Origin of the sequence: Actinacidiphila sp. bgisy160 (assembly GCF_965342435.1) — a bacterium.
Classification (GTDB): Bacteria; Actinomycetota; Actinomycetes; order Streptomycetales; family Streptomycetaceae; genus Actinacidiphila.
Genome location: NZ_CBDRCM010000011.1, coordinates 93229 through 113243 on the forward strand (window position 1 = coordinate 93229; position 20015 = coordinate 113243).

16 protein-coding genes are annotated in these 20015 nt (G+C 73.9%); 7 read left to right on the plus strand and 9 right to left on the minus strand.

Going from position 1 to position 20015, the window contains the following annotated elements:
• Positions 1-73: 73 nt before the first annotated feature.
• From ACRWNP_RS12520 to ACRWNP_RS12540, 5 genes are all read right to left on the minus strand, one after another.
• Positions 74-844 carry a CDP-alcohol phosphatidyltransferase family protein gene (locus ACRWNP_RS12520; RefSeq protein ID WP_431961196.1) on the minus strand — a complete coding sequence of 257 codons (771 nt, stop codon included), beginning with the start codon at positions 842-844 and terminating at the stop codon, positions 74-76.
• 56 nt (positions 845-900) lie between these two features.
• The gene (locus ACRWNP_RS12525) at positions 901-3048 is read right to left on the minus strand and encodes a SpoIIE family protein phosphatase (protein WP_431961198.1); all 2148 of its coding nucleotides are present in this window, start codon (positions 3046-3048) and stop codon (positions 901-903) included.
• Positions 3049-3305: 257 nt separating this feature from the next.
• Positions 3306-4394, minus strand: coding sequence for a serine hydrolase domain-containing protein (locus ACRWNP_RS12530; RefSeq protein WP_431961199.1), 1089 nt, complete (start codon positions 4392-4394; stop codon positions 3306-3308).
• Positions 4360-4557 (minus strand): hypothetical protein, encoded by a 198-nt coding sequence (locus ACRWNP_RS12535; RefSeq protein WP_018556880.1) that lies wholly within the window; start codon positions 4555-4557, stop codon positions 4360-4362. Before ACRWNP_RS12535 ends, ACRWNP_RS12530 begins: the two co-directional genes overlap by 35 nt.
• 38 nt (positions 4558-4595) lie before the next feature.
• Positions 4596-5888, minus strand: coding sequence for a multidrug effflux MFS transporter (locus ACRWNP_RS12540; protein ID WP_431961200.1), 1293 nt, complete (start codon positions 5886-5888; stop codon positions 4596-4598).
• Between the two features lie 81 nt (positions 5889-5969).
• Here ACRWNP_RS12540 and ACRWNP_RS12545 point away from each other — a divergent pair, with 81 nt between their 5' ends.
• Complete coding sequence (locus ACRWNP_RS12545) at positions 5970-6980, plus strand: Gfo/Idh/MocA family protein (RefSeq protein ID WP_431961201.1); 1011 nt, start codon at positions 5970-5972, stop codon at positions 6978-6980.
• 5 nt (positions 6981-6985) lie between these two features.
• Here ACRWNP_RS12545 and ACRWNP_RS12550 read toward each other — a convergent pair whose 3' ends face one another.
• Both ACRWNP_RS12550 and ACRWNP_RS12555 read right to left on the minus strand, forming a co-directional pair.
• On the minus strand, positions 6986-8632 hold the full coding sequence (locus ACRWNP_RS12550) for an alkaline phosphatase D family protein (protein WP_431961202.1): 1647 nt from the start codon (positions 8630-8632) through the stop codon (positions 6986-6988).
• 1003 nt (positions 8633-9635) lie between these two features.
• The gene (locus tag ACRWNP_RS12555) at positions 9636-10229 is read right to left on the minus strand and encodes a PadR family transcriptional regulator (RefSeq protein WP_431961203.1); all 594 of its coding nucleotides are present in this window, start codon (positions 10227-10229) and stop codon (positions 9636-9638) included.
• A 67-nt stretch (positions 10230-10296) separates the two neighbouring features.
• Here ACRWNP_RS12555 and ACRWNP_RS12560 point away from each other — a divergent pair, with 67 nt between their 5' ends.
• Both ACRWNP_RS12560 and ACRWNP_RS12565 read left to right on the plus strand, forming a co-directional pair.
• Positions 10297-10995 carry an ABC transporter ATP-binding protein gene (locus ACRWNP_RS12560; RefSeq protein WP_431961204.1) on the plus strand — a complete coding sequence of 233 codons (699 nt, stop codon included), beginning with the start codon at positions 10297-10299 and terminating at the stop codon, positions 10993-10995.
• Between the two features lie 5 nt (positions 10996-11000).
• Positions 11001-13799, plus strand: coding sequence for an FtsX-like permease family protein (locus tag ACRWNP_RS12565; protein WP_431961205.1), 2799 nt, complete (start codon positions 11001-11003; stop codon positions 13797-13799).
• A 346-nt stretch (positions 13800-14145) separates the two neighbouring features.
• Here ACRWNP_RS12565 and ACRWNP_RS12570 read toward each other — a convergent pair whose 3' ends face one another.
• The gene (locus tag ACRWNP_RS12570; RefSeq protein ID WP_431961207.1) at positions 14146-14460 is read right to left on the minus strand and encodes a 4a-hydroxytetrahydrobiopterin dehydratase; all 315 of its coding nucleotides are present in this window, start codon (positions 14458-14460) and stop codon (positions 14146-14148) included.
• A 117-nt stretch (positions 14461-14577) separates the two neighbouring features.
• Here ACRWNP_RS12570 and ACRWNP_RS12575 point away from each other — a divergent pair, with 117 nt between their 5' ends.
• The 4 genes from ACRWNP_RS12575 to ACRWNP_RS12590 all read left to right on the plus strand — a co-directional run bounded on the left by ACRWNP_RS12575 (position 14578) and on the right by ACRWNP_RS12590 (position 19395).
• A complete protein-coding gene (locus ACRWNP_RS12575) occupies positions 14578-15270 on the plus strand; it encodes an SDR family oxidoreductase (RefSeq protein ID WP_431961208.1) in 693 nt (230 codons plus the stop codon).
• A gap of 125 nt (positions 15271-15395) precedes the next feature.
• Positions 15396-16046: a hypothetical protein gene (locus ACRWNP_RS12580; protein WP_431961209.1), complete on the plus strand. Its 651-nt coding sequence runs from the start codon at positions 15396-15398 to the stop codon at positions 16044-16046.
• Positions 16043-18160 (plus strand): bifunctional polysaccharide deacetylase/glycosyltransferase family 2 protein, encoded by a 2118-nt coding sequence (locus tag ACRWNP_RS12585; RefSeq protein ID WP_431961210.1) that lies wholly within the window; start codon positions 16043-16045, stop codon positions 18158-18160. The genes ACRWNP_RS12580 and ACRWNP_RS12585 overlap by 4 nt, the downstream gene beginning before the upstream one ends.
• Before the next feature lie 29 nt (positions 18161-18189).
• A complete protein-coding gene (locus ACRWNP_RS12590; RefSeq protein WP_431961211.1) occupies positions 18190-19395 on the plus strand; it encodes an acyltransferase family protein in 1206 nt (401 codons plus the stop codon).
• Positions 19396-19421: 26 nt separating this feature from the next.
• Here ACRWNP_RS12590 and ACRWNP_RS12595 read toward each other — a convergent pair whose 3' ends face one another.
• Positions 19422-19991 carry a hypothetical protein gene (locus ACRWNP_RS12595; RefSeq protein ID WP_431961212.1) on the minus strand — a complete coding sequence of 190 codons (570 nt, stop codon included), beginning with the start codon at positions 19989-19991 and terminating at the stop codon, positions 19422-19424.
• Between the last annotated feature and the right edge of the window lie 24 nt (positions 19992-20015).

A 20015-nucleotide genomic window follows, 5' to 3' on the forward strand; every position in this document is an offset into this window, starting at 1 on the left:
GGAAGACGCGGACGCGTCCGGTGTCAGCGGCCCCGGGCGGGGGCCATCATCTGCCGGTGGTACGGGTTCGCGATCATGCCTCGATGCTAGCAGCCGGGGCGCTCAGTTCGCGGAACCATTTCGCGAGGAAGGCGACGAGGAAGAACGCGTGCACGACGAACAGCGCGGCGTACGCGGCGAGGAAGACGCGCGGCGCCCCGAGGGTGAGGAAGACCAGACAGAACACCCCGTAGTCGACGGGCAGCAGCGCGACCGCGCGCAGCCGTGACGGCGCGGGAGCCGGGGCCGTCCCCGCGGCCGCGGCAGGCTTCGGCTTGAGCTTGTCGGCCAGCAGGCCCCCGCTGAAGATCAGCACGGCGACGAACTGGAAGCCGAGCGGCAACAGCAGCCAGCCCTCGGAGGCCAGGTCGAAGAAGCGGTGGAAGGAGATCAGGACGGCCGCGTGGATCGCGGTGATCTTCGCCGCGTCGACCACGTGGTCCAGCCACTCCCCCGCCGGGTTGCCCCGCTTCAGCAGGCGGGCGAGCTGGCCGTCCGCGGAATCGAAGGCGAAGCCGACGACGAGCCCGAGGTAGACGGCCACGGCCAGGGGCCAGGAGGGCCGGGCCAGCGCCAGCGCCGCCACCGCGCCCAGGCTGAAGGCGGCGCTGACCAGGGTGACCTGATTGGGCGTCAGGCCGGCCCGGTAGGCGCCGGCGGCGAGCACCCGGCCGGCCGGCCGGTTGATGTGGCGCGAGTAGAGCGACACGCCCTTGGCCGACTTCTGGGCCGTGCGCAGCTCGCGCAGCGCGCCACCGATGGTCAGCGTCACGTAACCCCCCAGCGATGCGTCATTCGTGCGCATCACATCATGGCAGGACGCGGCCCTCCGCGGGGTCGGGTCGGCCTGCTGAAGGGGCGTCACACGGGGGGCCGGTCCGGCCGTCCCGTCACGTGGGTGAGCAACAGAGCGATGTCGTCGTTGCGCGGGGCGGACCGCTGGGCGTGCCCGAGGAGGCTGGCGGCCAGGGCGTCCATGGTGGCGTCCGGGCCGGCCCGGGCGAGGTGCGCCGCCAGGTCGGCGGCGGACGCGTCGAGGTCGACGCCCGGGGTCTCCACCAGGCCGTCGGTGTACAGCGCGAGCACCGCGCCGGGCGGCAGCGCGATCTCCGTCGTCGGGTAGCGGGCGTCGGGGTCGACGCCCAGCAGCGGACCGGGCGGCAGCGGCAGCACCTCGGTGGTGCCGTCCGGGTGCCGCAGGACCGGTGGCGGGTGGCCGGCGGTGGCGACGCAGGCGGTGTGCCGCTCCAGGTCGAGCTGGGCGTAGAGGCAGCTGGCGAGCAGGCCGGGATCGAGGTCGACCAGCAGCCGGTTGGAGCGGGCCAGGACCTCGCTGGGGGAGGCGCCCGCGGTGGCGCGGACGGCGGTGCGGACCTCCCCCATGAGCGCGGCGGCGTTGACGTTGTGCCCCTGGACGTCGCCGATCGCCACACCGCAGGTGGTCGTGTCGAGCCGGATCACGTCGTAGAAGTCGCCGCCGATGTCGATGCCGCGGGTGGCCGGCATGTAGCGGGCGGCCACCTCCAGGCCGGGGATGTCCGGCAGGGCGCGGGGCAGCAGCCGCGCCTGCAGGCTGATGGCGAGGCTGTGCTCGGCGTCGTACAGGCGCGCGCGTTCCAGGGCCTGCGCGACCAGTCCGGCGATCGAGATGAGCACGCTGCGCTCGCCCGCGGAGAACGGGTGCGGGCGGTCGTAGGCCAGGGCCATCGAGCCGACGGGTCGGCCGGAGGTGATCAGGGGCAGGAACGCCCAGGCGGCCTTGCGGTCCCGCACGACCGTGCCCGGGTAGATCCGCAGCAGCTCGTCGACGTTGGCGAAGAAGCCCGGGACCCCGGTCTTGACGACGCGTACGGCCGCGTTGTCGACGTCCAGCGGCTGCGCGACGACGGACTCGATGTAGTCCTCGTGGTGGCCCCGGTGCCCGATGATCCGCAGCCGTCCCTCCTCGACCGTCAGCAGCGCCACGGCGTGCACGCCGAAGACGGAGAGCATCTGCTCGGCGACCAGGTCGATGACGTCCTGGGTGCCGACGGCCTCGGTGAGCGTGGCGGCCATGTGCAGCAGGTGGTAGAGGGCGATGGCCCGGTCCGGCGTGGGGCCCGCGGGGAGCTGCGCCGCGGGTGTCTGCGCGGCCTCCGGCGTGGGGGCGGGGGTGACGCGGACGCTCACGCCGGTGCCGTCCGGGTGGAATTCGAAGGTGAGCCACCGGTCGGGTGGGCGCAGCGCCGTGGCCGTGCCGGGACGGCGGCTGATCATCGCGCCGCGGAAGCGGTCCTCGAAGACGGGGTCGTCCAGCCAGGGCAGCAACTCCCAGGGCTCGGTGCCCAGGAGGTCGGGCACCTCGGCCCCGAGCAGGGCGGCGGCCGTCTCCGTGACGAAGGTGATCCGGCCGTCCAGGTCCAGGGCGAGTGCGCCCTCCGGGAACCGCTCGGCGAGGTCGGCGGCGGCCATGGCCTCGTCCGGGCTGTGGGTGCGGGTGCGGAGCACGGGCAGCACCCGCGGCTCGGCGGGGGGCAGTACCGGCTCGCCGTCCTCGGCGGCCCTGCGCAGCAGGCGTCCCATGCGGTCGCAGGCCCCGCGGTACGCCTCGCGGGCCCGCCGGTCGAACCGCCCCGGGTGCCCGCCCGGCCACACCAGGCACAGCGCGCCCCAGGTGGTGGAGCCGCTGGCGATCGGGGCGGCGGCGAGCGGGAAGTCGTACGGCAGGACCAGGGCGAGCCGTGGGTAGGACCGGACGGTGTCCTCGTGACCGCACAGCAGCACCATGCGCCGTTCGCGGACCGCGTCTGCGACGGGGCTGGAGGCGCTGGGCACGACCCGCCCCCAGATCGTGTCGATCTTGCGCGAGACGCCGACGGCCACGGCCAGCCGCAGCAGGTCCCGCTCGGGGGTCATCAGGTAGACCAGACCAATGGAGGCGCCCGTGTCGCGCACCACCTGGCTCAGCGTGGAGTCCAGCAGCTCCGGACCGGGGTCGGCTGCGACGAGACCGGCGAGCTCCGGCGGCATGACCTCACCGCCCCCCGGCCGGTGCCGGGCCCGGTCGTGTGGTCGGCTCGGGGACCATCGCCTCCTGCGCCTCCGTTCCGCCGTGAGGGCCGGCCGGCCGACGCGGCTGCCGGGCAGGATCGTCACCCCACGTCAGCTGCCAAACTACCCGATGAACCGCATGAGGCACCTTTCGGGCGGCCGCCCCGCCGCCCCGCCGCCCCGCCGCGGCCCGGCACGCCCCCACAAGCCGCACGGGCCGCACGGGCCTCGCCGGCTCACGCCACGCCGAGCGCCCTCGCGAACCGCGTGCCCGCGGCCGCCCGGGGCGCGCTCCCGTCCCGCCAGGTACGGCACGGGTGCACGGAGTTGGCGAGCAGCACCAGGAAGCCGTCGGTGGCGGGGTCGATCACCAGGCTGGTGCCGGTGAACCCGGTGTGGCCGGCCGCGCCGCGCCCCGCGAGGGCGCCCATGAACCAGGACCGGTCCACCTCGAAGCCGGGGTAGGGGCCGCCGCGGTCCAGCAACGCGCGGCAGAACAGGGCGAGGTCCCAGGCCGTGGAGAACAGCCCCGCGTGCCCGGCCACCCCGCCCATGACGTGGGCGTTCTCGTCGTGGACGGTCCCGTGGAGCGGGCCGCGGTCGAGCCGGGCCCAGGGCCTGCGCTGGTCCTCGGTGGCGGCGACCCGCGGGGTCCAGGAGGCGGGCGGGTTGTAGCGGGTGTCGTACATCCCGAACGGGTCGGTGACGTCCTCCCGCACGAGGGCGTCCAGGGCCTCGCCGGTGGTCCGCTCCAGGACGTGCTGCAGGGCGATGAGGTTCAGGTCGGAGTAGATCCGCTCGGTGCCCGGTGCGACCACCGGGGCCTCCTCCCAGAGCAGCTTCGCCCGGGCCTCGGCGTCGGGGTGGTCGTAGAGGGGGAGCTCGGGGCGGAGCCCCGAGGTGTGGTCCAGCAGCTGGCCGACGGTGATGCGCTGCTTGCCCGCCGCGGCGAACTCGGGCACGTAGGCCGCGACCTCACGGCCGAGTTCCAGCCGGCCCACCGCGACGACGGCCGTGCACAGCTTGGTCAGCGAGGCCAGGTCGAAGACCGTGTCCGGCCGCATCGGCACCCACCGCTCGCCCGGCAGTTCCACTCCGCGATCGGCGCTCTCGTCGTACGAGGCGTACCGCACCGCCCAGCCCACGGCCTCGTGCAGGGCCACCGTTCCCGCGCGACCCGCCAGGACCACCGCCCCCGCGCACCAGGGATGCGCGGAGGGGGGCACGGGCTCCAGATATGGGGTGATGTCCGCGACGAGCAGACTCAGCTCGTCGCCGCGCAGCTCCGCCTCACGGGAGGTACCTCTCGACAGCTGCGGGGCCATGCTCCTCCAGCAACTTGCGGGCCTTCTCGATGAGGGCCGGCGTCGGCTCGCGGCCGGAGGCCATGACCAGGTCCTCCGGATCGATCATGTGTTCGGACCCGGTGTGCAGGCAACTGTCTGCGGTCTTCCAGGCCCACTTGCTCTCGTCGATCGGCTCGGACATCACTGCCTCCTGACTCGGCGCGCCAATGACGGCACGAATCACCGTGCATCCACAGTACGCCGCCACGGCCGGCACAGCCCGGCGAAGCAGACCCAGGCCGCCAGGGCGCTGCCCAGTTGCACCAGGGCCATCGGCACCGCCGTGTGCTCCCCCGCGATCCCGACCAGCGGCGAGGCGACGGCACCCACCAGGAAGGAGGTCGTGCCGAGCAGCGCGGAGGCCGATCCGGCGGCGTGCCGGGTGCGCATCAGCGCGAGCGCGTTGGTGTTGGGCAGGACCAGGCTCATCGCCGCCATCAGCACGAAGAGCCCCGCGGCGACCGGCAGCAGCCCCACCGGCCCGAACCATCCCGCGGTCAGCGCCAGCAGCACGGCCGCGGCCGCGGTGATCACCGCGAGCCCCACCCCCGTCACCTTGTCCATGCCGACCCGGCCGACCAGGATCTTGCCGTTGACCTGGCCAAGCGCCACCAGGCCCACGGAGTTGAGGCCGAAGAGCAGGCTGTAGGTCTGCGGCGAGGCCCCGTAGATCTCCTGGACGACGAACGAGGAAGCCGAGACGTACGCGAACAGCGCGGCGAAGGTGAAACCGCCGGTGAGCATGTAGCCGGTGAAGGCGCGGTCGGCGAGCAGCACGCGCATCGCCCGCAGCGTGGCGCCGAACCCGCCGCCGTGCCGGTCCGCGGGGCGCAGTGTCTCCGGCAGACAGCGCCACACCACGAGGGTGAGCAGCACGCCCACCACGGTCAGCACGACGAAGACCCCGCGCCAGTCGGTGACCCGCAGCACCTGTCCGCCGATGAGCGGCGCGACGATCGGCGCGACTCCGGAGATCAGCATCAGGGTGGAGAAGAAGCGGGCCATCGCGATGCCGTCGTACAGGTCGCGGACGATCGCGCGGGCGATCACGATGCCGGCCGCGCCGCTGAGGCCCTGCAGCAGCCGGAAGCCGACCAGCAGTTCCGTGGTGGACGCGAAGGCGCAGACGGCGGTCGCCAGGACGTAGAGCACCATCCCGGCCAGCAGCGGACGGCGGCGGCCCCAGCGGTCGCTCATCGGGCCGACGACCAGCTGGCCGAGGGCGAGTCCGGCCAGGCAGGCGGTGAGCGTCAGCTGCACGACGACGGCGGGGCTGCGCAGTTCCTCGGTGACCTGCGGCAGGGCCGGCAGATACATGTCCATGGAGAGCGCGGGGAGGGCGCTGAGTGCGCCGAGGAGGAACGTCACCATCAGGCTGGTGCGAGCTCCTGGTGCCTCTCCGGCGCGTCGTACCGGGGTTGACGGCCCCGGTGTGGATATCTGGTCGGGCGGGGTCGCGCCGGCTTCCGGCATGGGTCTCTCTCCGTGGTGTGTGAATCGTTCTCTATGCTCTCAGCAATCACGAGGTGGTCGAGGCCAGGTGGGGGCAGATTCATGACGGAATCGGTCGGTTCCGGTAGGAAAGTGCGCTGGGGCATCCTGGCCACCGGCGGCATCGCCGCGTCCTTCGCCGAGGACCTGCGCGAACTGAAGGACGACGCGGAGATCGTCGCGGTCGGCTCGCGCCGGCTCGACTCCGCGCGCGACTTCGCGGACCGCTTCGGCATCCCGCGCGCGTACGGAAGCTGGACCGAACTCGCCGACGACGAGGGTGTGGACGTGGTGTACGTCGCCACCCCGCACTCGGCGCACCGCGTCGCGGCCGGCCTGTGCCTGCGGGCCGGACGGTCGGTGCTGTGCGAGAAGCCGTTCACCGTCAACGCGGTCGAGGCCCGCGAGCTGGCCGACCTCGCCCGGACCCACGAACGCTTCCTGATGGAGGCCATGTGGACGTACTGCAACCCGGTGGTGCGGCGGCTGACCGAGCTGGTCGCGGACGGGGCGGTCGGCGAGGTCCGCGGCGTGCACGCGGACTTCGGCCTCGCCGGACCCTTCGAGCCCGGCCACCGGCTGCTCGACCCCGCGCTCGGCGGCGGCGCCCTGCTGGACCTGGGCGTCTACCCGGTCTCCTTCGCCCACCTGCTGCTCGGCGAGCCCGACGAGGTCCAGGCCTGGGCCCACCTGACCGACGACGGCGTGGACGACAACACGGGCATGCTGCTCGGGTACGACAGCGGCGCCGTGGCTGTGCTCAGCTGCTCCCTCACCGCCGACACCGCCCGGACCGCGGTGGTCACCGGCTCCGCGGGGCGGATCGAGATCCCCCGCGGCTTCTTCCACCCGGACCGCTTCGTGCTGCACCGCGAGGGCCGCGAACCGGAGGAGTTCGGCGCCCCGGACGACGGCCTGCGCGGACTGCAGCACGAGGCGGCCGAGGTCATGCGCTGCCTGCGCGCGGGCGAACGGGAGTCCCCGCTCGTGCCGCTGGAGGGCAGCCTCGCCGTGATGCGCACGCTCGACACGGTCCGGGACCGGATCGGCGTGCGCTACCCCGGCGAGGGCTGAGCCCGTCAGGTCTCCCGCAGACCGGGGTCCCCGGCCTCGGTCACGAAGGAGGCGGCGGTGGTCAGGGCGGCCCCCGGGGTGGTCACGGAGTCGACGGTCTTGAAGTCGGCCCGCGCCTCCTCGGCGTCCAGGCGGACGGTCACGTAGCCGCGCCGCCCGTCGTAGAACCGCAGGTGCGGGTTGGCCGCCATGAGGCTCGCCCAGTTGGACGGACGCGGGGAGCCGTCGCGGCCGCTGGTGAGTGAACTGGTGACGAGCTCCGTGCCGATGGTGCGCGAGGTGGGGTCGTCCCAGTCGGCCTTGATGTCCAGGGCGTAGTGGACGTGCACGTCGCCGGTGAGCACCAGCAGGTTCTCGATGCCGGCGGCGCTCGCCCCGGCCAGCACGCGGTCCCGGGATGCCGGGTAGCCGTCCCAGGCGTCCATGCTCAGCGGGGAGGAGGCGGCGGTGGTGTTCTTCCGCCGGGACAGCACGACCTGCTGCGGGATCACGTTCCAGGTGGCGTGCGAGCGATGGAAGCCGTCCAGCAGCCAGCGTTCCTGCGTCGCGCCGGTCAGCGTGCGCGCCGGGTCCCGCGACGCCGGTCCCGGGTCGTGCCAGCGGCCCCGGTACGCCTGGTCGGTGCGGTACTGACGGGTGTCGAGGATGTCGAACTGCGCGAGCCGCCCGTAGTGGAAGCGGCGGTAGAGCGTCATGTCCGGCCCCCGCGGGAACTGCGGGAGGCGCAGCGGCTGGTTCTCCCAGTAGGCGCGGTAGGCGGCGGCGCGGCGGACCAGGAACGCGTCGCCGGGGCCGCCGTTCTCGTCGGAGCCGCCCGCGTAGTTGTTCTCGGTCTCGTGGTCGTCCCAGGTGACGAACCAGGGGAAGGCGGCGTGCGCGGCCTGCAGGTCGGGGTCGGACCTGTAGAGGGCGTACCGCAGGCGGTAGTCCTCCAGCGTGACCGTCTCCTTGCCGAACCAGGACGGCAGGACGCGGTCGGTGTAGGCGCGGGCGCCGCCGGTGGCGCTGACGGGGTATTCGTAGAGGTAGTCGCCCAGGTGGAAGACGGCGTCGACGTCCTCGGCGGCGAGGTGCCGCAGCGCGGTGAAGTACCCGTCGTGGTAGGCCTGGCAGCTCACCGCGGCCAGCCGCATCTCGTACGGGAGGGTCCCCGGCGCGGGGGCGGTGCGGGTCCGGCCCGGGGGGCTGATCCAGGGGCCCGCGCGGAAGCGGTAGTAGTACACCCGGTCCGGTGCGAGGCCATGGGCGTCGACGTGCACGGTGTGGTCGAACTCCGGGTGCGCCTGCGCGATGCCGCGGAGGACGACCCGTGCGAACCTGTCGTCCCGGGCGATCTCCCACTGGACGGGCACGCGGGCGTCGGCCATCCCGTTGCCCGGCGCCGGCTCGTACGGGCGCGGCGCGAGCCGGGTCCACAGCACGACCCCCGAGGGCGTGGGGTCGCCGGAGGCGACACCCAGCGTGAACGGGTACTCGGTGAGCGCCCCGGGCAGCGCCTCGGCGGCCTGGGCGGCGCCGGCGACCGGCAGGTTCGTGCTGAACGCGAGTGCCGCGGCGGCGCCCGTGACGGTCAGGAAGCGGCGGCGGTCGAAGCGCGCGGCGGCGGCTCGCAACGTGCGGTCATGGCGGCCCCGGGTCTGCGGATGCGTCACGTGTCCCTCCGAGGCGGCGGGTTGCGTGGCCCCGGTGCAATGGCCAGGGGGATCGTCATTGTTGGCGCGCACACGACATGTCGTTGCCGCCGCGCGCACCGTTTCCCTGAACCCCCCGTTCGGCCCACGGCGCCACACTCCTCGAATATGACGTACCGTCACTTCATCGGTCCGGAACGGCCACCGTAACCGGCACACCCTGCTTCCGCGACGCGACGACCGCCGTCCGGGAACACCGCGATCCCACGGGGTACGGCCGGCCCGCCCTCCGCCACCGCCGGAACGTCACCCTGACCGGTGACCCCGCCATGCGGCCCCCGAAGCCGCACGGAACATGACACCTCGTCATGCGCCGGCCGGGCCGGCGCCACCCGGGGAGCGCTTCCCCGCGGTCGGCCGCGGGCGCCCCCGATCCGCTCCGGTCCCCGTGCCTGCGCCGTCGGCTGACCGCACCGGGCACCGGCCCCGCCGAACGCCCGCGCCCGCCCAGCCTCCGTGATCACCGGGCCGGACAGCTCGCCCCCATCGGCGCGTCCCCGTCGCGCCCACGGCGGCACCCCTGTCGGATCGGTCGGTGCGCGCGTGCCGGCGCGCCATGGGCGGTGGGGCATGCGCTGTGCCGCCCATCCGCTCTCCCCGCTGCGGGGCGGTAGCGGTCGTCCGGCTCGGGCGGGCTCGGGCGGGCGTGAGACCAGGCCGTACGCCTGCGGCCCGTGGGCGGGCAGGATCTCGCCGGCCGCCGGCGGGGTCGACGGGCCCATGACCTGGCGTGCGCGATGACTTCTTCCCGGCGCGCGGTGGCCCGGCCGGGCCGGACGACCGGCGGGCCGCCGGGGCGCGTCGGGGTGCCGTTGGTCCGCTCGGATGCCGTCCGTGACGGGGCGCCGCCGGCCCTCGGGTCTGCGCGATCCGGACTTCCGCCGCAGCCGGGATCACCCCATCGCTCAGCGCCGCCTGCCGCGCACAACGCCCTCGGCGGCTCCGCGGAGCAAGCCCGCACGCGTCACGCCCCCCGCTCGTGGCGCTCCGGTTCCCGCCCTTCCTCCTGCGCCGGGGTTCCCGCCCGGATGTCGCGCCCGGCGAGTGGCGCCAGCCGGTGGGTGGCGGTGTCGACCAGTTCCAGGTCCGCCTTGGTGTGGGCGATGGCCGCGTCGATCAGCAGGGCCACCAGCGGGTCGCCCGCGTGGACGCGCCGCAACCGTGTCAGACCGGCGAGTTCGGAGAGGTACGTCTGGCGCTGGGCCCGTACGAGGGCGCCAAGGGTCTCGGGGCCCAGCGAGGCGGCACCGAAGAGCTTGAGGAACAGTTCGTCACGGAATCCGCCGGTCCGTACCCACGCGGCGGTCGCCCAGTCCCGCAACTCGTCCCGCCCCTGCGGGGTGAGGGTGTAGCGCGTCTTGTCCGGGCGGTCCGACTGGGTCACATGGGACCGGGTGACGTAGCCGTCGCGCACGAGGCGGTCCAGGATCTGGTACAGGTGGCCGATGTTGAGGCCGCCCCACTGCGGGCCGATCGCCTCCTCGAAGCGCCCCTTCAGCTCGTAGCCGTGGCTCGGCCCGTCGGACAGCAACGCGAGCACCGCATGATGCAAAGGCATTTTACACCCCCTATGTATTGTGACAATGTACTCCTGCATTGGCACAATGCAGGAGGTGGGCAGGACCATGGGCGTGACACTGCGGGGAGTGACCCGGGGTTACCCCGGAATCACCGCGCTGGACTCCGTCGACCTGGAGATCGACGACGGCATGTCCGTCGCGCTCACCGGCCCGTCCGGCGCCGGCAAGTCCACCGTGCTGCACCTGATCGGCGGCATGGACCGGCCGGACTCGGGCATCGTCGAGGTCGACGGCGAGGAACTCACGCCGGGCCGGCTGGACGCCCACCGCCGCCGGACCGGCTTCGTCTTCCAGCGCTTCCACCTGCTGCCCGCCCTGACGGTGCTGGACAACGTCCTCGCGCCGGTACTGCCCCGCCGGGTGGACTTCGACCGGCGGGCCCGGGCCGGGGAGCTGCTGGAGGCCGTCGGCCTGGCGCACCGCGCCGGTGCGCTGCCGTCCGAGCTGTCCGGTGGCCAGCAGCAACGGGTCGCGGTCGCCCGGGCGCTGATCAACCGGCCGGGACTGCTGCTGGCGGACGAGCCGACCGGCAACCTGGACAGCTCGACCGGGCGGGAGATCATCGACCTGCTGCTCGCCCTGAGCCGGCAGTACGGCATGACGATGCTGGTCGCGACCCACGACGCCGAGGTCGCCGCGAACTGCGACCGCATCGTGCGGCTCCACGACGGCCGGATCACCTCCGACGAGCTCGTGACGCCGGCCGCCGACGTGTTCGACCGGCTCGGGGGGTTCCGTCCGTGATAGCCATGATCTGGTCCCAGCTGCGGCGGCATCGGGCCCGCGCGCTGGCCCTGGCCGCCGGCATCCTGGTCGCGGCCACCAGCTTCACCCTGCTCACCTCGACGGTGACCACCAGTCAGGCGCGGACCACCGAGACCGTGCGGAAGAACGCCCGCTCCGCGTACGACGTCCTGGTGCGCCCCCGCGGGAGCCAGACCGCGGTCGAGCGCAGCGACGGTCTGGTCGAGGCGAACTTCCTTTCCGGGATCTTCGGCGGCATCACCCTCGACCAGTACGACCGGATCAGGGCAATGGCCGGGGTGCAGGTCGCGGCGCCGGTCGCCAACGTCGGCTACCTGATGGTCCCGGGGCGGTTCACGATCGACGTGTCCGCGTTCCTGGACAGCGGGGCGACCACCCAGATACTCCGGGTCAGCCCGACCCTGACCGCGGGGCTGGGCAGGTACCGGGCCGCCGACCAGTACGTCTATCTGACCCGCAACCCCGTCAAGACGTTCAAGGACTACACCGGAACCCACTTCTACGGCCTGCAGGAGGAGGACACCGGACACGGGAAGTACTACGTCTGCTGGTACTACAACGAGAACAAGACCGGCATCCTCATCAACGGCGGCGACCACACTCCGCTGACGCCCACGCCCGTCCCTGAGGACCGCCGGGAGCACTCACCCTTCGAGCGGGACATGAACTCCCAGCTCAACTGCCAGTCAGGCCGGGGCAGAGCCACGATCGAGGTCCCGGCGTCCTATCCGGTGCTGCTCTCGGCGATCGATCCCACCGCCGAGGACCAACTGGTGGGCCTGCACAGCACCGTCACCACCGGCCGCATGCTCACCGACCGGGACAGGCCCGTCTGGGGCACGAAGAAGAACTACTCGGACGAGCCGTACTACCTGATCCCGGCCCTGCTCAGCAGCAAGGCGCTGACCGCGGGGACCCTGAACGCCACCGTGGAGCGGCTGGACATCGGCGACCCCGCGGCGGTGCCCGCGAAGCTGGGCAGCCCGGCCGCCCACGACTTCGTCAACGGCCTGCACGGGACACCCGTCGGGCGTGTCACCGCCGACCTCGCCAAGGGATTCCCGCCCGCCGACTCGCTGTTCAACCTCGGCACCGAGGCCTACTGGACGATCGGACCGGTCGACTACCGCCGTTCGCGGGGCCGGCTGGTTCCCCAGCCTCGCGCCGGCCAGTCCCCCGAGCTCTGGCGGACCCGCCAGGAGGAGCAGTTCGTCGAGGACGTCCCCGAGGAGAACACGGGCACCCAGTTCCGGAAGGCCACCGCTCATCCCAGCACGTCCGGGTTCTGCTGGGGCGTCCGGACCTGCGGCGACTCGGAATTCGGGCGGTCCTCGCAGCCGCTCGTGGACATCGTCGGCCGCTACGACACCGCCAGGCTCCCCGGCTTCTCCGCGCTGTCCGAGGTCCCGCTGGAGACCTACCGGTCCCCGCAGGTCACCGGCGCCGACGCGGCCGGCCGCGCGGCCCTGCACGACCGCCCGCTGCGACCGGACCGCAACCTCGGCGGCTACCTCACCGCGCCGCCCACCCTGCTCACCACGATGGACTCGGTCTCCGTCCTCGCCAACAGCCGCCAGAAGGCCTCCGTGCAGGACAAGGCGCCGATCAGCGCCATCCGCATCCGGGCGGCCGGCGTCACCGGCGTCGACCCCGCCTCCCAGGCCCGGGTCAACTCGGTCGCCGGCCAGATCCGCGCCGCGTACCCCGGGCTGCAGGTGGACATCACCGTCGGCAGCTCCCCCGCGCCGCAGACCCTCATGCTGCCGTCGGGCGTCAACGTCTCCGAGAACTGGACGGCCAAGGGCGTGGCCCTGCGCATCCTCAGGGCCGTCGACACCAAGAGCGCCGTGCTGTTCGTGCTCGTCCTGGTGGTGTGCGGACTCTTCCTGGCGCAGGCCGCGCTCGCCTCGGTACGGTCACGCCGCGTCGAGATCGGCACTCTGCGCGGCCTGGGGTGGTCCTCGGCGGAGATCCTCCGGCTGATCCTCGGCGAACTGGTGGCCATCGGCCTCGGGGCGGGCGCGGCCGGTTCGGTGCTCGCCTGGCTCCTGGGCTCGCTGCTCGGACTGTCCGACGCGGTCGTCAGGGCGGCACTGGTACTGCCCGTCGCACTGCTGCTGACCGTCGCCGCCGGCGTGTTCCCCGCCTGGCGGGCCACCCGGCTGACACCGCTGGACGCCATCACGCCGCCGGTGGCCGCCACCGGCCGGGCGACGCCCGTCCGCTCGGTCATGGGCCTGGCCACACGCAACCTGCTGCGGGTTCGCGGCCGGACCGTGCTCGGCGCGGCGGGACTGGCGCTGGGCGTGGCGGCCTTCACCGTTCTGCTCGCCCTCACCCTGGGCTTCCGCGGCCAGGTGGCCGGCTCGCTGCTCGGCAACGCCGTCGTCGCGCAGGCCCGTACCGCCGACTACCTGAGCGTCGCCCTGTCCCTGCTGCTCGGCGCCGCCGGGGCCGTGGACGTACTGGTCCTGTCCATGCGCGAGCGCGCCGCCGACCTCGCCGTCCTGCGCGCCACCGGCTGGACGACGCGCGAACTCGCCCGGCTCAGCCTCTACGAGGGAGTCCTGCTCGCCCTCCTGGGCGGCCTGAGCGGTGCGGTCGCCGGGCTCGTGACGGTCCTGTCGATCGGTCGGGGCATGCTGGACGGACGTCTGCCGGCGGTGGGCGGTGCCGCGCTGCTCGCCACCGTGGCCGCCGTCGCCCTGGTCTGCGCTGCCCTCGCCTTCCCCGTCCGTCTCCACTCCCGTATCGCCCCCGCCCACCTGCTGGCGGCGGACTGACGTGGGCCCCGGCCGTCGCGCGGCGCCCGGGGCGGCTACCGCGGCCCGGAGGGCGGCAACCGGGTCCGCGCGCCATCAGCCGCCGCTCAGGCCGTGACCCCGGTGACGCGGGCACTTGTGCGCTGTGGCCGCGCCCCGGACCGGCGCGCTCGCCGCCGCGCCCGGTAGGGGCCTCGCCCGGCGCGGGGTTTTGGGCCGTACCGCGCGCTCACCCGTGGGCCCACGGCCGTCCCGGTCCGGCTGGGGGACGGCAGGCCGGGGACTCCGGCCGGCGCGTTCCGCCACCCGGCGGACCGGCCGGATGGAGGGGCACCGCGGAGCGGCGACGGAGCCCCTCGTGCCGCGGCTACGCGGCCCCGTGGGACGGGGCGATGCCCTCGATACGCTGGGCCAGGCCGAAGTCCCGTTCCGTGAGCCGGCCGCCCGCCGCGTGCGTGGTGATGGAGACGGCGACCGTCTGGTATCCCAGCGTCAGGTCGCTGTGGTGGTTCAGCTCGTCCTGGATCTGCGCGATGTGCATCACGAGGACCGCCGCCGGGATGTGCGGCAGCCGGTACGTGCGCAGCAGGCTCGCGCCGTCCTCGGACAGGGACCAGCCGGGCAGCTCGGCGAGGCGGTCCTCGATCTCCTTGTGCGACAGGGGCTCGGCGTAGGGTGACATGGTTTCATCGTGGCACCGCATACCCTGCGGAGCCATGACCGAGATCGCGGGAAATGGAACGGGCGCGGCGCACCGGGTCGCGGTGGTCACCGGGCCGGGTCCGGCATCGGGCGGGCGGTGGCTCGCGAACTGGTGGCCGGCGGCTGGGTCGTGGCAGCGGCCGGCCGGCGGGAGGAGGCGCTGCGCGGGACCGCCGACGGCCTGCCGGACGAGGCGGTGGCGGTCATCCCGACGGACGTCACCCGCCCGGAGGCGGTGGACGCCCTGTTCGCCGCCGCGGGCGCCCGCTCCGGCCGCGTCGACCTGCTGTTCGACAACGCGGGAACGGGGGCGTCCGCCGTAGCGCTGGACGAGCTGACGTACGAGCAGTGGCGTGCCGTCGTCGACGTCAACCTCAACGGCGCGTTCCTGTGCGCGCAGGCGGCCTTCCGGACGATGCGCGCGCAGCGGCCGCAGGGCGGGCGGATCATCGGCAACGGGTCGATCTCCGCACACGCGCCGCGGCCGCGGAGCGCTGCGTACACGGCGACCGAGCACGCCGTCACCGGACGGACGAAGTCCCCGTCGCTGGACGGCCGTCCGTACCGGATCGCCTGCGGCCAGATCGACATCGGCAACGCGGCCACGGGGATGACGGAGCGGATGGCGGCCGGGACCCCGCAGGCGGACGGACGACTGATGGCCGAACCCCTGATGGACGTCACCGACGTGGCCCGCACCGTCGCGCACATGGCCTCGCTGCCGCTGGAGGCGAACGTGCAGTTCGCGACGGTGATGGCGACGACGATGCCGTACATCGGCCGCGGCTGAGGGCACGGCCGGGACCGCCGCCCCGGCCACACCCACCCACGGCCGGATTCGACCACTTCACCCACGGAAATGGTCAAGTCCGAAATACGTCCCATAGGACCGCTTGCGTCGCGTTACGTTGCGGCATGCTCTCCAAGCACCACCGCGACGTATGGTCAGAAACGCCCGCAGACGAAGTCGGGTCCCAGGCCGGGGCCCCCGAACCGGAGACCGAGCTGATAGCGCTGCCCGGTCCCGTGTTCGTCGATTCCAGCGGGAGACGGGCCCGCGCGGTACGCAGGGCCGGCTGGCTGGTCGGCGCGGCATGCTCCGTCTACACGGCGGCGCTGGCGCTCAGTCTCTCCGGCGCGACGCCGATCGCGCCGAAGACGCTGCTGCCGCTGCCGGGGGTGCCGAGCACAGCGCCGGACGAGGCGGGCTCCTCGGGGACGGGGGAACTCGACGTACCGGCCGACCAGGCCGCAGCACCCCCGGTGACGGCGGGCTTCCTCCGGGCGGGGGCGGCGGCCGCGCCGTCCCCGCCCGGGACGGCCGGCTCCCCGTCCTCCCCCAGCCCCAGCGTCTCCCGGACCGATCGCCCGGCCAAGGGTGGCGGCGCCGCCGCCACCCCGCGGGCGACCGCGGGCAGCCCTGCCGCCCCGACCCCTACCGCCGGCGCGACCGCGACCGAACCGGCGCCGTCCGGCTCCCCGTCGGCGCAGCCCAGCGGTTCCGCCTCCGCCGCCCCGGGCGCCTCCGACGGCCCCGTCGACCAGCAGCCGCAGGGCGGCCAGTGACCGCCCTGCGCCCCCGCTTCGTCATACCCCTGCTCGCCCTCGTGGTGCTCGTGTGCGTCCTGCTGCTCGGCGGCTACGTACGCGGCGACTTCGAGGCCGACCACCGGGTCCATCCGCCGGTCTCGGCGGACAAGGTGCCGGAGGCGGTGCTGGAGGGCGGCCCGGTGGTCGACGCCACCGGCGAACGGCCCCGCTCGTACCGCACCCCGGACCGCACCATCGCCCTCACCTTCGACGACGGACCCGACCCGGTCTGGACACCGAAGGTGCTGGACGTGCTCGAGCGGCGACACGTGCGCGCCACCTTCTTCGTGACCGGCGGCATGGCCGCCCGGCACCCCGGGCTGATCCGGCGGATGGTCGCCGAGGGCCACGAGATCGGGGTGCACACCTTCTCCCACCCCGACCTGGTGTACCAGTCGCCGGGGCGGATCGACCGGGAGCTGTCCCAGACCCAACTGGCGCTCGCGGGGGCCGCCGGCATCCACACCTCCCTCTTCCGCCCGCCCTACTCCTCGACCGCCGACGCGCTGGACGACCTGTCCTGGCCGGTCGTCCAGCGGGTCGGCAAGCAGGGCTACGTGACAGCCTTCATCGACCGCGACGCCGAGGACTGGCGTCGGCCGGGCGTGCAGGCGATCGTGGACGCGTCCGTGCCGGCGAAGCCGGGCGAGGGCGCGATCGTGCTCATGCACGACGCCGGCGGCGACCGCTCGCAGACCGTGGCGGCACTGGACCGGCTGATCCCGCGGCTCAAGGAGCGCGGCTACCGCTTCGCCACGGTGGGCGGGGCGGTCGGCGCCACGTCCACCAACGACAGGGTCAGCGGCTCGGAGCTGTGGAAGGGGCGGGTCTTCGTCGCCGCGGTGGAGGTCTCCGAGGCCGCGGTCCCGGCGCTCGCCGTCCTCCTGGCCGGGGTGGGCCTGCTGGTGCTGGCCCGGTTCGCCGCCATGCTGGTGCTGGCGCGCCGCCACGCGCGGCAGCGCCGGGCGCCCGGCTTCCGCTGGGGGCCGGCGGTCACCGAGCCGGTGAGCGTCATCGTGCCCGCGTACAACGAGAAGGAGTGCATCACCCAGACCGTGCGCTCCCTCGCCGCGAGCGGCCATCCCATGGAGATCGTGGTCGTCGACGACGGCTCGACCGACGGCACCGCCGACCTCGTCGAGGCCCTGGACCTGCCCGCAGTCACCGTCGTACGGCAGCCCAACAGCGGCAAGCCCGCGGCGCTCAACAACGGTGTGGCGCACGCCCGGCACGACCTGATCGTGATGATGGACGGCGACACGGTCTTCGAGCCGGCCACCGTCCGCGAACTGGTGCAGCCCTTCGGCGACCCCCGGGTCGGGGCGGTCGCCGGCAACGCCAAGGTCGGCAACCGCTCCCGGATGATCGGGCGCTGGCAGCACATCGAGTACGTGATGGGCTTCAACCTCGACCGGCGCATGTACGACCTGCTGCGCTGCATGCCCACCATCCCGGGCGCGTGCGGCGCCTTCCGGCGGGACGCGCTGCGCGACGTCGGCGGCATGAGCGACGAGACCATCGCCGAGGACACCGACGTCACCATGGCGCTGCACCGCGCCGGCTGGCACGTGGTGTACGCCGAGAACGCCCGCGCCTGGACCGAGGCGCCGTCCTCGGTGCGGCAGTTGTGGAAGCAGCGTTACCGCTGGAGCTACGGCACCATGCAGGCGATGTGGAAGCACCGCGGCGCCGTCCTGGACCGCGGGCACTCCGGCCGCTTCGGCCGGGTCGGGCTCCCGCTCGTCGTCCTCTTCCAGGTGCTCGCGCCGCTGCTGGCGCCGCTCATCGACGTGTTCGCGATCTACGGCCTGGTCTTCATGGACCCGTTTCGCACCGCGCTCGCGTGGGCGGGCGTGCTCGCTGTGCAGGCCGCGTGCGCGGCGTACGCCTTCCGGCTGGACGGCGAGCCGCTGCGGGACCTGTGGCCGTTGCCCCTGCAGCAGGTGCTGTACCGGCAGTTGATGTACCTGGTGCTGCTGCAGTCCTGCGTGACGGCCGTGAACGGCGGGCGGCTGGGCTGGCACAAACTGCGGCGCACGGGCGAGGTCGGCGCGCCCACCGTCGGCAGCGGCAGCGCCGGCCGCGTCTGAACATCGGTACTTTCCCGAGGAGTTGCCCCATGCCCGAAGCACCTGAGGCGGCAGCCCCGGCGGCTCCGCCCCCGCCCGCGGACGGCGCCGGGTCGCACATACCGGGTCCACGGAGCTCCAGCCCCGCCGCCCCCGCCGCCGCTTCCTCCGGCGGCGGGGGCGGGGGCGGCCGGGACCGCTACCTCGATTTGCTGCGCGCCCTCGCCCTGGTGCGGGTGGTCGTCTACCACACCTTCGGCTGGGCCTGGCTGACCCTGCTCCTCCCGTCCATCGGCATCATGTTCGCCCTGGCCGGGTCCCTGGCCGCGCACTCGCTGCAGCGGCCCGCGCTGTCCGTGGTGCGCGGCCGGCTGCGGAGGCTGCTGGTGCCCTTCTGGCTGTTCTCCGCGGCCGTGAACGTCCTGATGCTGCTGCACGGCTGGCGGCCGCACTCCTGGCACCGGATGCTGCTGTGGATCCTGCCGCTGGCGGACCCGCCCGGCACCGCCTGGGCCGAGCAGATCATCGCCCCGCTCTGGTACATCCGCACCTACCTGTGGCTCGTCCTGCTCTCGCCGTGGCTGCTCAAGGCCTTCCGGACGGCGCCGCGCCCGTGCCTGGCGGCCTGCGGCGCACTGGCCGTCCTCGCCCAGTACGACCGGCTGCCGCTCACCGAGCCGGCCCTCACCCCGGTGGTCGACCTCGCCACCTTCGCCGCCTGCTGGCTGCTCGGCTTCGCGCACCGCGACGGCCTGCTGGACGCCCTGCGGGCCCGCACGGTGGTCGCCGCGGCCGCGCTCTGCCTCGTCGCGGGCGGCTGGTTCGCGTACACCCACCCCACCGACGAGGGCATCGACCTCGGTGAGATCCCGCTGGCCCAGGCGCTGTGGTCGGCCGGTTTCGTGCTCCTGCTGCTGCGCTTCCGCCCGCGCCGGATGGGCCGCGTGCCCGGGGCCGACGGAGCCGTGGGGCTGCTCAACGCCCGCGCCGTGACTGTCTACCTGTGGCACGAGGTCGCGCTCTTCGTCAGCGTCCCGCTGATCGACCTGATGTGGGACGTGCCGTTCTTCGAGGCCCGTCTCCCGCTCGACGCGACCTGGTTCCAGTTCCTGGTCGTCTGGCCGCTCATCGGCGCGGCCGTCCTGCTGGTCGGCTGGACCGAGGACCTCGCCGCGCGGCGTCGGCCGCGCCTGTGGCCGGCGGGCGGCCCGAAACACGGCCGACGCGCCTGCGGACGCGCCGCGCGGGCACGCTGAACACCGGGGCGGAGGGCCGTCCGTCGTCACCGTGGGATCTGCGCGTCACCGTGACCGGGGGCGGCGGCGGGCGTCGGCAGGAGGAGCATTCCCGCCGCCCCGCCCAGCAGCCAGAGGGCCAACGTGGCGACCGGCCGGCCGAGCACCAGCGCGGCCTGGAAGCCGGTGCCCGCCACCGTGATGACGACGGTCGCGGCGCGCCGGACCCCGCCGCCCCCGTCCCACTCCCGGCGGAGCCAGCCGGAAGGCCGCCAGAACATCCACAGCCCCAGGACGGCGAGGAGAGCGGCGAACACGGCGAGGGAGACAGGCATCCGGGGGAACCCCTCGGGCCGCACATGCCCCCGGCCCAGTTCGAGCAGACCGCCGACCAGGACCACCGGTCCGACGAGGGCGAACACCCCGGCCACGAAGCGGACGAACCCGACGCCCACCCGCGGCGTCCCGGTCCGGCCGAAGGGCACGGACCACTCGGACAGCGCGTGGAAGCGGCGCGCCGCGCCCCGGAAGTCCGTGGCGACGATCCAGCCGAAGCCTGTCGCCCACAGCCCCCATGCCACCGTGAACAGCCCTCCGGCCGCGTCGCCGTCCGCCACCCGAGCCCCCTGTGCGCAACGTGG